General features: G+C 39.5%; 8 protein-coding genes. 1 reads left to right on the top strand and 7 read right to left on the bottom strand.

Annotation, left to right across the window (positions count from 1 at the left end; genetic code table 11):
* The first annotated feature begins 211 nt into the window (after window positions 1-211).
* On the top strand, window positions 212-1,723 hold the full coding sequence (locus tag OCV81_RS16860; protein ID WP_148331025.1) for an IS1182 family transposase: 1,512 nt from the start codon (window positions 212-214) through the stop codon (window positions 1,721-1,723).
* Window positions 1,724-1,901: 178 nt separating this feature from the next.
* On the opposite strand, the gene OCV81_RS16855 is transcribed toward OCV81_RS16860, so the two are convergent.
* From OCV81_RS16855 to OCV81_RS16825, 7 genes are all read right to left on the bottom strand, one after another.
* Window positions 1,902-4,082, bottom strand: a complete 2,181-nt coding sequence (locus OCV81_RS16855; RefSeq protein WP_148331024.1) for an LVIVD repeat-containing protein — start codon at window positions 4,080-4,082, stop codon at window positions 1,902-1,904.
* A 33-nt stretch (window positions 4,083-4,115) separates the two neighbouring features.
* On the bottom strand, window positions 4,116-5,390 hold the full coding sequence (locus tag OCV81_RS16850) for a nucleotide sugar dehydrogenase (protein ID WP_148331023.1): 1,275 nt from the start codon (window positions 5,388-5,390) through the stop codon (window positions 4,116-4,118).
* A gap of 11 nt (window positions 5,391-5,401) precedes the next feature.
* Window positions 5,402-6,721 carry a glycosyltransferase family 2 protein gene (locus OCV81_RS16845; protein ID WP_148331022.1) on the bottom strand — a complete coding sequence of 440 codons (1,320 nt, stop codon included), beginning with the start codon at window positions 6,719-6,721 and terminating at the stop codon, window positions 5,402-5,404.
* Between the two features lie 7 nt (window positions 6,722-6,728).
* Window positions 6,729-8,141: a TackOD1 domain-containing metal-binding protein gene (locus OCV81_RS16840; RefSeq protein WP_148331021.1), complete on the bottom strand. Its 1,413-nt coding sequence runs from the start codon at window positions 8,139-8,141 to the stop codon at window positions 6,729-6,731.
* 49 nt (window positions 8,142-8,190) lie between these two features.
* Window positions 8,191-9,300: a hypothetical protein gene (locus OCV81_RS16835; protein WP_148331020.1), complete on the bottom strand. Its 1,110-nt coding sequence runs from the start codon at window positions 9,298-9,300 to the stop codon at window positions 8,191-8,193.
* A gap of 9 nt (window positions 9,301-9,309) precedes the next feature.
* Window positions 9,310-10,725 carry a hypothetical protein gene (locus OCV81_RS16830; RefSeq protein ID WP_148331019.1) on the bottom strand — a complete coding sequence of 472 codons (1,416 nt, stop codon included), beginning with the start codon at window positions 10,723-10,725 and terminating at the stop codon, window positions 9,310-9,312.
* A 111-nt stretch (window positions 10,726-10,836) separates the two neighbouring features.
* Complete coding sequence (locus tag OCV81_RS16825; protein WP_262640500.1) at window positions 10,837-11,184, bottom strand: hypothetical protein; 348 nt, start codon at window positions 11,182-11,184, stop codon at window positions 10,837-10,839.
* Between the last annotated feature and the right edge of the window lie 724 nt (window positions 11,185-11,908).

Genomic DNA, 11,908 nt, shown 5'->3' with positions numbered 1-11,908 from the left:
AATAAAAATGGCATATGAAAATGATAGACCATAATCACTTCATATGCCATTTTATTTTTGGGGGACATTTACTGAATATCCCTAATTTGAGATGGCCTTTTTTGTGTCTGCAAAAAAAAATCGGGCAAGTCCAAACTTCGCTCAGTCAGGACTTGCCCGTCTCCCTAATTTTTCGTATCTTTAGGGAATCAAGCAATATATCCCAAAGATAATGTTTAAAAACTATACCTCCAACGATAATCTGCTTTTACCTCCGTGTTTAGGCGATTTTATTCCCCAGAACAATCCGGTACGGGTTGTTCACCGTATCATTGAACAGGTCAGCCTGGAAGAACTTTACCGCAAGTACTCCGTCAAAGGCTGTCCGGCCTATCATCCCCGCATGATGCTGCAGATTCTGGTATATGCCTATCTGCGCAATATCTATTCCAGCCGCCGCATCGAGGAGTTCTGCCGCAATGACATCCGCTTCATGTGGCTGACCGGTACCAGGGTGCCTGACCACAACACCATCAACCGTTTCCGCAGCAGCCGGCTGAAGGATGTGCTCAAGACCGTCTTCGCTACCATCGTGAAGTTCCTTGTGGCGGAAGGCTTTGTAAGTCTGGACGTGGCCTGCACTGACGGGACGAAGATGGAGGCGAACGCCAACCGCTATACGTTCGTCTGGGGCAAGTCCATCCACACCCGCATCTCCAGAATCGCGGAACAGCTTGAGGAGATATGGCGGTACGCCGAGTCCGTCACCAAGCAGGAGTTGCGCGACTCCGCTCCCGTCACTTATCAGGACATCACCCCCGAGAAGGTGGAAAGGGCGCTGGAGCAGATACATGAAGCCTTGGAGGGAACGGATGCGGACCGGAAAGTGAAGGCCAAGGTTCGGCGCGTGAAGAAGACATGGCCCGAACAGCTGAAGAAATATGAATCCCAGGGAAAGATTCTCGACGGGCGCAACAGCTACTCCAAGACAGACCCCGACGCCACGTTCATGCGGATGAAGGAGGACCACATGAGGAACGGGCAGCTCAAGCCCGGATACAATCCGCAGGTCAGTACCAACAGACAGTTCATCCTGAACTATACCCTCCACCAGTGTGCCGGTGACACCTCCACCTATCCCCTGCACATGGAAGACTTCCATTCCCTGTACGGCAGATATCCTGACGTGTCCGTCTGTGACGCCGGGTACGGAAGTGAGGAGAACTACCTGTACGCCTTCATGCACGGCATCGAAACCTTCATAAAGTACAACTATTTCCACAAGGAACAGAAAAGGAGCTTCAGGAATGACCCGTTCCTGTCCGCCAACTTTTACTATAATGAGGAAACCGACGGGATGTACTGTCCGATGGGACAGAGGATGAAAAGACTCTCCGATGTGAAGCGGACGACGGACAATGGTTTTGTACGGACCATCTCAAGGTACAGGGCACGGAACTGCAAGGGCTGTCCGTTAAGATGCCGGTGTCACAGAAGCCGGTCGGAAAGGATTGTGCAGGTAAACCACAGGCTGAGGAAAATCAAGGAAAGGGAACGTGAGAAACTCCTCTCTGCGGAAGGTCTTAAATACCGGAGCCAGCGGCCACAGGATGTGGAAGCCGTATTTGGAAACCTCAAGAACAACAAGCACTTCAAGAGGTTCCATCTCCGTGGGCTGAAAAAGGTGGAAATTGAATTTGGCCTGCTGGCCATAGCGCATAATCTTGCAAAAGTAGCCTCTTAGGAGGCTTCTGACAGGGGAAAAACGGTGTAAAACGATGAAATCTGTAGAAGGAAACTTGTAAATTCCTTTTTGAGGAAAATCCAAACGACTTCAATCTGATATGAAACGACAGAGGCCATCTCAAGGTTCATTTTGAGACGGCCTCCTCGCCGTCCTTTTCAAGGAATGATTGACATTATTATTCTAGTCTAAATATACGGACTCCAGTGATACCGTAGGCTACATAAATAAATCCATCTTCTCCCTTCCTTACATAATTGGCAGAACCACTATTATCTACAAACGAAGATATATAGGCCAGACTTTCCTTGTCTAGAACTGTTATACCATATCCATTCGCTACATAAACGTAATCACCATCAATATCAATACCATTCACCTGCTTGATATCATAATAAGCTACTTCACGACCCGTATTTATATCAAAAGAATGCAAACCATTTTTTCCCATACAGACATAAATATACTTTTCACTGCACATAATGACATTCTTACCATCTAAAGGCGCTATCGGACCAGCATTAAAAGTCAAGACAGGTGTAGCAAGCATATCTTCAGGTTTCCCATTACTTGCGTCATAAACGTTAACAGTTCCTAGGCTCATGTTATTTAAAGTGACAATTTTTTCTCCATTAGAATAAACAAACTTAGCCTCCAAAGCCGGTATAGAATACTGCTTTTGGGCAGAATTAAGCTGCAATAAATCGAAGCCACCATCTTCAGTACCTGAAGCTGTAAGCAAAGTATTTCCTACAACTTCTACACAATTACCAGAATTTCCAGTAAGATTTACTAACTGCTCTTCTTTATTATCAGCAAACAGGCCATTCTGCAAATGTATTTTAGACAAAACAGCCCCATTATGATAATCATCACCAGCAGAAAACAGCCATCCATCATAAAAACAAGTATGGCTATATTTTACATCACTATTCACCCGGCATTGCAATACCTTTCTGTCAGTAATATTAATGACATCGATGGCACCGCCAAAATTCTCCGAATATTTTTTAGGATTGATATGCCAAGATACATAAGCCAGATTCCCATTGAAATCAATACTGGTTGCAGAATAATAATTAGCCGGAGATGACAGCCTGGCAATCTCTACCAAGTGTACGTTGCCAGCTCCTTCTGATGAACCAGTACCAGGGTTACATCCATTAGCCTGGATTACAGTATTACCATTTACAATTACCCCATTGGTATTTGACGTATCCAAAGTAATTGGATCAGCATACCACCATCTATTCCCTTGTCTAATTTCGGAGGATTGGATGTCAATGTTTCCCGACATAAAATTGGACAATTTAGTGTCCTCAGAGAATATGCTGCCCGCTTTTATCACAGCATAGCTTACCATCGGACCTACGATTCGGGTATTGCTTTGAGACGTTAAAAACAAATTTTCAACCACTTGAACTAAAGCTCCATTCGAGATGTTGATTGTCCCTTGACAAGTTTCCATATTGCAGACATTCAAATAGTCCGAGACCAATAAGTTTCCAGCAGATACAAACTTAAAATCCTTCTCTATGGTCGTACAACCATTCAGCTCCATAGAACCACCTTGTATATAAACCTCTTTAGATACTGTCAGTTCAGAATTGAATACAGCTTTTCCATTGTTTACCAACATATTTCCATCTATAACAACTGGGATGTCGGCTTGAAAACTTCCTTCTATCCAAAATGAGCAGTCCCACATTCCACCTTGCGGATTGACGTAAAAACTCTGATTTTGCGCAGATTTATAAATATTCAACGCTGCATGGGGAGCAATACGAATACCACTTCCTTTATAGTATGTTGTAAAGGTTCCCCAGGAATTAATTGTCACGCCATCCTTTACAAGGGCAATCATCTGATTGTTAGAATCAGAAGCATATTTCAAATTCCCGGTTGGAAGGACCTGAATCGTAACATTATTTCCAGTTAACCACCAGGCTGTCACTTCTAAAGTACCGGCCACATAAATGGTGACATTGTCAACTGAATTACCAGAAATAGAGCCATTGAACGTTTCTCCCTTTTCTACATAATAACTGCTGTCTTTACTCAAGGTTACCCCGCTGTTGTAATTTGTAGGAGCTTCCGCCAATTGAATGGCTCCATCAGGTATTGATGGAACAGACTTGGCCACACGCGACAAAGCAAGCCCCGAAACTCTTTCATCATCTACAAAGCTAAGACGTTTTGTTAGCACCTCGGCATCCGACTCTATTGAAATGTGGGTTGTATCCACATACCTTCCACGGTTGTTCCAAGCTTCCTCACGGAAGTCCGTACATGACATTGTAGCTAAAATCGACGCCATTCCCAGCATCCAGATTCCAGTTTTGTAATTTACTCTTTTCATAATCTTACTCTTATGGGTTTAGTGTGTAATTTCCTATAATTTATAAGTCATACATGAGGACTCAACTTGTCCTTTGACATCATATATGATTCCCTGGGGAGTTAAATATCTCGCATAATCAAAGTCTTGAAATTGCTGATGGGCAACTGCCACCAAAATAGCCTCGTACGAACTATCTTCTAATGCATCAATGTTATTGATTACACGGATGTTATATTCATGGGCAACTTCTTCCGGGTTAACCAATGGGTCATAAACCGTAATGTGAGGAGTAAACCTTTTCAAAGTGTTATAAATGTCTATGACCTTGGTATTCCTTATATCGGGACAGTTTTCCTTGAAAGTGAAGCCTAATAATAGAATCCTACTGGTAGAAATACAAAACATTGTACCACATAACTTATTAACCAGCTGATGTGCCACATAACTACCCATAGAATCATTGATTTTTCGGGCTTCTGTCATAAGACGAGGAGACACCCCATGCAATTGTGCCTTTTGAATAAGATAATAAGGGTCAACTCCTATGCAATGTCCGCCGACCAACCCAGGTCTGAACGGCAGGAAATTCCATTTGGTTGCAGCGGCATCAATCACTGCGTTAGTGTCAACATTTAACACATTCAGAATCTTTGCCACTTCATTCATGAAGGCAATATTAATGTCGCGCTGTGCATTCTCCAACACTTTTGCGGTCTCAGCTACTTTAATGGATTGAACCTTGTAAGTACCGTTCTTCAAGACTGAAGCATACAGGCGATCGATTATCACCGCTGCCTCTGGCGTAGAACCCGATGTGATCTTGCAGATATTTTCTACTGTATGCTCCTTGTCGCTAGGGTTAATACGCTCTGGAGAATAACCTACATAAAAATGCTCATTAAGAAGCAGCCCAGACACTTCCTGAAGTATGGGTACACAAACATCTTCTGTCACTCCTGGATAAACCGTGGATTCATATACCACAATATCCCCCTTCTGAAGATATTTTCCCACTAATGCGCTGGCCGATTTCAAAGGCAAAAGGTCCGGTTGCATATAGATATCCACCGGAGTAGGTACAGTTACAATATACACATTACACTTCTTCAAGGCATTCTCATCAGAAGTACATACCAAGTTAGTGTTCAGACATTCATGGATAGTCTCCGAATCAATTTCGTTCGTATGGTCTTTGCCGGCATTCAATTCATCCACTCTTATAGGATTACGGTCATAACCGATCGTATGATACCGCTTTGCATACAAACATGCCAAAGGGAAACCTACGTATCCCAAGCCAATAATTCCAATAATCAAATCTTTCATATTCTATTCAATTAAATTCCTTCAATGCGCGCATATATCGAAGTCTTGGAAGGATTCCAAGAATCTTTGTACGATGAAAAAAAGAAAAACTCCATTGTATGTGCAATCAATCTGGTTATGCGCATAAAATATCCCGTATAAAACGTGCGTAATGGCAGATAAAAAAACAACTTGAATTCTTCGGAAGGACGTTCACTAATCATCATTGCTACTGCAAAAGAGATGATTGACATCCCATATCGCAGCATCCAACCTATCAAGAAGATTTCCAGAAGCATATCAGTATGCACAATGCACAAATGGATGATGTAAAACAACCACAAGTAATTAAAAACACAGTCAAACAAGATATTTTCCATGTTTGAGATGAAGTTCAAAAAAGAAAAATTTCTCCAGGCGAAAAGCATATTGATATGCTTGCGAATTCGAAACCGGACCAATGATTTAGACCAGCGCAGACGCTGTTTGAACAATGCATACCACTTGGAAGGGACGTTCGTCATGCAAATGGCATCATGAGCAAAATACACTTTGAACCCAGCTTTGCGGAGCTTTTGAGTGATATCTCCATCTAGCCCCGGACCTATATCCCAGCAGCCAACCTGCTTAATGGCCTTCACATCAAATGCTCCGAAAGCTCCGGATATGATGTGATAAATTCCCAAAAAGTTCGAAACCATACGACCCACCTGAATCGTGTGGAGATATTCCAATGCCTGCAATGAGGTGCATATTGTTTCATCTGAATTACGGACCTTGACGCAACCACCTACTCCTTTGATACGGTCATCCATATAAAACGGAATTAGAACCTTCTCGATAGCATCCCTATCAAGTGAGGAGTCGGCATCCAAATGAACAATATATTTACCCTTTGCATGGTAAACTCCATAATTAGCGGCACTGGCTTTTCCACCACGCTCGTTCAGACGATAATATTTATCGATATACCCATCTTTCTCCAGATCCCTGCAGATAAACGGTGTATCATCATCAGAACCGTCATCGACGATAATAACCTCAAGATTCTGATACGTCTGTTCACGTAGGGAGCTAACCAACTTGAAGATATGCTTTCCCTCATTTTTCCCTGGGACCAGTACGGTAATCAACGGATTATCTACATATAGCAACATCCGGGCTACGGAATGTTTTCTCTTCCGCTTCCAATAAGTAATGCCACTATAAAACGCCACAAACAGCTCTAACAAAAAATAACGGGGAACCTCTATAATTAGCATGAACCAAAACATACTAAATAAAGAAGATAAGGTTAATCTAAAATAGAAGCACTCGAATATGGCCTGGTAAAATTGATAAATCACGTCCATTGTCGATCTAATAAGTAGGTGGAATATTCTTTAACTCCTTAATAAATTGTTCATTAAAATCACTCTTTGTAACACTGAATATCTCATATCTGATGCTTGCATGTTCCAGTCTAAACGTTATCATTTCTTTTTGTAATGCGGTAAACTGTCTCTCTACAAAAGCTTTTTGGCTTTTTTCCTCATCAATAGAAACTAATTGTGCTATATAAATCATTTTCCCATCCGTAGCTACTTTAAAATTTTTAAACCTCATATAAACATACTGTAGAATAATATGGTCTGAACGGATAGGAAGAACGGCCCCATTCTCACCAATAATCCATAGTCTGCTCAGAACAAGATAATCATCATTAGCGTCATTCATACTAGCCAAAATCCTTAAAGAGTCTGCAAAATTTTCATACGAAGAGATTCCCACCTCAATATCCTTCTGCAATGTAAGATAAGCCTCATTGGATGCAAAAGCATGAATCCCTTTCGCCGTTAACTCAAACTCATAAATATCATACGGAACTAACTGGGCTGTATTAAATGTTTCTTTGCATCTGGCGCAGATAGCATTCATGTCAGGCGTAATGAAATGGTGCGTGCAGCTGTTACAAATATAAATATCAGTAGGACGGTCATAATCGATGCCTATATGTCGCAAATATTTGCCACATTTTGGACATTTCAACATACCATCTACCATATAGGTATCTTCCGGAGAAACATTCGCACAGCGAAAATGATGAATCACAGACTGACTTTGAATATCTGACGTTTTACAATTCGGACATACCTCTACAAAAAGAATATGCGAATGTTGACATTTAGGACACAAATACACCTTATTCAAGAAACGGGTACGACGCATGTAACCAAGCTCAATCAGTTTTAGCTGAAAGAGCCTTCGTAAAGAAATATCCAGAATCCCGGCACGCTCCAAAACTTCCATAAAGGGAATGATGTATCCGGATGTGGACCCTTCGGAAAGCAGCGGAGTCATCTTGAATTTTTTCCGGGAAATCATAAAACGAAAAGAGTGTATAAGAATCGCCTCCTTGGTATCTACCCAACCAACCTGATGTACAATACCCATCTTCCGACGGTTCTGATATATCTGCTCAATTTTATTTGTCACACTTGGTGAAGTTGGTGAATCGGCATATCCATCTATCACTTCGGCAAATATCCCCAACTTGGAACGCAATTTATCCGTTACAAAAATAGGCTTCAATCCTGCACTTCTCTCCAACAAAGGATGAATCGAAAAAATAGCCTGGTAATCCTGTGAAGCCTGTCCGAAAAAAGACTCTATGAATATTGCTTCATAATCTTCCCAACGCAACTCTTTCTTATATTCTTCAGAAAGAATACCATTTACAACTAATATTCTTCTTTCATTATGATTGGTAACAATTTTCCAAGTGTCAAACATTATAACAATAATTTTATATTTAAAATATTTGAAAGATACTCACATATAATCAGGTGTGGATATTAATCACATCCGACTTTTTCTTCACATCAGTTTTCCGGATTCTAACCTTCACAGGGGTTCCCTCCGACAAACACCAAAAAGGGATATACTGTCCTTCTTTCAATCTGAAAATAGTTTGGTTTACTATAATTTCCCGTGAGAAATTACTTTGAAGATTAGGTGGTAATTCGACAGATTCAGCTCCTTGCACGGCTACATAAGCTTCCAAACAAATTTCATTACTTACCACAAGTTCTGCAGGAGTGCCATAAGTACAATATTTCACATCCTCAAACGGTACATAAGCAGTAATATAAATGTTTGATAGATGTACATCTAAAGGTTGCATATATACAATATCCTCAGATCGGAACACTCTGGATTTCTTTGCCGCCGACATTTTGGTTACTATAGCGGAGTCAGAAGATACGTAAAAACGCAATACGTCACGATTAAAATCTTTTTTGCGTAAATGAGTAAGATGTTGCATCTGAATATCTGGGTCTTCTATCCCACTTTTCTCTAATGCCACATTAACGTCTTTAAGTTGTTTCCCTAACAATCCAAGCACACGTTCCTGCATCTGTAAATCTATCTGAACCTCTCGCAGCTGTCGCTCCAAATCCAACTTATATATATTGGTACTAATCCCTAATTGTATATTATGGGTTTCCTTTGCGATATCTTTTTGCAATTCTGCTATTTTATCTTTTTTGATTTTTATCTGGCTGCTGACTTCTTCATACTCAAGAATTGTCTTACGATAGTTAATCAACACATCCACTTCTTTATTTACATTTTCTTGTTCTATGAGATAATCCAGATACATATAGGAGAATACAGTATCACCTGGAATCACAATATCTCCGATTGATTTATTCATATCAAAAACAATCAAGTCTCCAGCCGCTCTTATCTTTTGTACGTTTGCATGTACATATCCTGGAAATTCCAAATAATATTGTTTATATACAATGTAGTAAATTAAGCCGGCCATGAACAATACGAAAAGCGAAATGAATATGACTTGCTGTTTAGCAATTCTCTGTGTCTGCTTTTTCCTTATATATTCTATTTCTGCCTGACGTTCAGGCGTTTTAAACATAAAATTTTTCATAACAATGAATCAATTCTGTTTTATGTAGTCTATATATAAATCAATCTTTTCGCTAGACAAATACCGTTGTAAGCCTATCAGAATGACATTTCTTTGATATTTCAATTGAACAATGGATTCCAAGCAAACAATATATCTGTTATATTCTCGAATACGGTCGGGACGACTATACTCACCATATAAAGTTTTGAATGCCTCTGAACGGCCAAGTAACAAATCCCGCATGCGCTGAATACAATGGTATTCATATATCATCCTCTTGTTTATTTGGCTAAGTTCTTGAATTAAAGAAGATACTTCTTCTTGGAAAACATGATAAGACAAGTCTCTTTTAGTAGTTAGTATCTGTTGTTCAGCAGCCAGCGCTTTTCGGATTTTTCTCTGTTCAAAAGACAATGGGATACGTAGATTTACTCCCATATCAATAGAACCTTGACGCTGATTGCCGACCATATTATAAAATCCAAAACGAATGAAGGGTGACACGCTAATGTTACTCCAAAAAGAGGTTTGCTCCATTTGCACATTTATCCGATTATAACCCAAATCTAACTTTCTCAACTCATTGTTCTGCGACTTAATTGCTTCAAGAAAAAGATCTGTATGTAAGGCAATCGTATCTATCGCTTGATAAGCCAGCCCACTTAATGATTGGTATAAGCTATTATCTGTAGTCTGAATTTGCTCTATCATGAACAACTCATCCGTAACTTTCAGTAATTGATCTGTGCTTGATTGGTGGTTTTCAAATAAAACAGTTTCTGTCTGCTCCAGCAACGAGAGATTTTGTAAGCGTAAGGCCCGTAAGAAGGCTAAAGCTTTCTGATAACGCTGTACATTTTCAGCAGAAAGCCTCTCAATATAACTGCTTTGAATGTTCATTCTGGCATCTACCAGCGTAAGTGCGGCATCAATCTTATGAGCAGCAATTCTTGACTTTCCCCATAAAAGTCCACAATGCATCAAATCCCAGCTCAAGTCTGTTTGAAATCGGTCTTTTACCATGGAGAAATCGCCATCCTCATCGATGAACTGATAAAGCTTATATGGAACAGTACGGTTATAATAGCTACTTGACCACTGAAGGCCAGTCTGATTTTTTACTGCCAAGATATTAGCACGCATTTTCTGGTTCACAGCCTCTTCAAATAGCGCATACCAATCTAAATATCCTTGATTTTCAAGAAAAAAGGTTTCACATCCTTTGCTTGGAGTGATATCATCCCCTCTTGAATGAAGAGGTGAATTAGCCTTAAAATCTCTCAATGCCACACAAGGATCAACGAATTGTTGCTTAAGCAATGAATCTAAAAATTCAAACTGCCTATCATATATTGCAAGCAGTTTTGCCTTGTCTACCTTTTGTGCATGTAATATTAAAGCTGAAATCCATAACAATACTCCCATGAATATTTTATATTTCATAATTTCTTGTTTTGAAAAGCATAAAACATGAATAATTCTATTATACGTACTGCCCGTTCAAAAGCTTTCGGAGCAATTTCTCTTGGAAGGAATGTTCCTGATTGCTACTTTTTACTGCATACATAAACTCTTCCATTTCTGCATCGCTGACAACCATCGGAATACAATATCCACCCTTTCGAAATCGAAACTGAAGCGTAGGAATCCGTTGTATAATTTGATCGATCTCACTTTTTTCCCATAAACAAAAAGAAGATCCTGAATAAACGGAACCTTCTCTCGTATCCGTTTACCATCCTTTGAGATTCTTAAACGCCATTTTAATGGTGTAAAAACCTTATATTGTTCATCTACCAACTGTTTATAAGCAGGAGATTTAGAATTAGGACGCTTAAGGTCACGCAGGATAAACCACTGCTCGCTTTCATCAAATCTTTCTTTATCCATTTTTTCATACATAATTTTATCGAAGTAGGATGACATATACTCTGATTAATAACGACTTCGCAAATTGTACATTTAAATAATTTAAGTCTATGTTTACAATTTAAGATACATCTCTCGTTAAGAGATGAATTTACAATGTTGCAAATATACGCAAAATCTTAATATCTACAATATTAAGTAGACAAAAACTTCCAGCTTCTTCCAAAAATTTATTTTTATTTGGCGAATAAATACAATTCGTTAAACATTTATTGTCTGTTTTATTGTAAAACTCTGAAAATCTGTATCATTTAAATCATTGTGCATCTCTTAACGAGAGAAAGAATCTACATGCGGGGATTTTTAATTTTCATCTCCGGTTCCCCTTTTTAAATTCTAGGCGTCTGATAAAATCAAATAAAGTTATATTTGATTTGATTCTTGTGTTTTTACATTATAGTAATTTGCTTCACCAATATTAGGTGAAAACGCCTAAAAATGTGCATAAAGAAAAAGAATTTTCTTCTTAATCTTATTTCTAGATTTCACTACTGTCCCGTAAAAGTGGATAAATAGTTCTTTGAAATTATTGAAATATAGTCAATTACACGGCCTTTTGAAATGAAACGGACTTGATTTTGCAACTTTGCAGTCTAATACAAATGGCTGCTATGTTCCAAGACAAATACGTATTCTCTCAATTAACCGCTTTTCTGAACAGGACTCAGTTCAACAACTATGTTCGCAAGTATGATGG

The sequence above is a fragment of the Phocaeicola fibrisolvens genome (assembly GCF_025567125.1).
GTDB lineage: Bacteria > Bacteroidota > Bacteroidia > Bacteroidales > Bacteroidaceae > Phocaeicola > Phocaeicola fibrisolvens.
The sequence above is the reverse complement of the archived record's forward strand: the minus strand, read 5'-3'. Positions and strand labels throughout refer to the sequence as shown.

What these genes read in the sequence shown, in the direction of transcription:
- OCV81_RS16845 (WP_148331022.1), bottom strand. Translation starts at nt 6,721, where the DNA reads ATGGACGTGATTTATCAATTTTACCAGGCCATATTCGAGTGCTTCTAT.
- OCV81_RS16860 (WP_148331025.1), top strand. Translation starts at nt 212, where the DNA reads ATGTTTAAAAACTATACCTCCAACGATAATCTGCTTTTACCTCCGTGT.
- OCV81_RS16835 (WP_148331020.1), bottom strand. Translation starts at nt 9,300, where the DNA reads ATGAAAAATTTTATGTTTAAAACGCCTGAACGTCAGGCAGAAATAGAA.
- OCV81_RS16840 (WP_148331021.1), bottom strand. Translation starts at nt 8,141, where the DNA reads ATGTTTGACACTTGGAAAATTGTTACCAATCATAATGAAAGAAGAATA.
- OCV81_RS16850 (WP_148331023.1), bottom strand. Translation starts at nt 5,390, where the DNA reads ATGAAAGATTTGATTATTGGAATTATTGGCTTGGGATACGTAGGTTTC.
- OCV81_RS16830 (WP_148331019.1), bottom strand. Translation starts at nt 10,725, where the DNA reads ATGAAATATAAAATATTCATGGGAGTATTGTTATGGATTTCAGCTTTA.
- OCV81_RS16855 (WP_148331024.1), bottom strand. Translation starts at nt 4,082, where the DNA reads ATGAAAAGAGTAAATTACAAAACTGGAATCTGGATGCTGGGAATGGCG.
- OCV81_RS16825 (WP_262640500.1), bottom strand. Translation starts at nt 11,184, where the DNA reads ATGTATGAAAAAATGGATAAAGAAAGATTTGATGAAAGCGAGCAGTGG.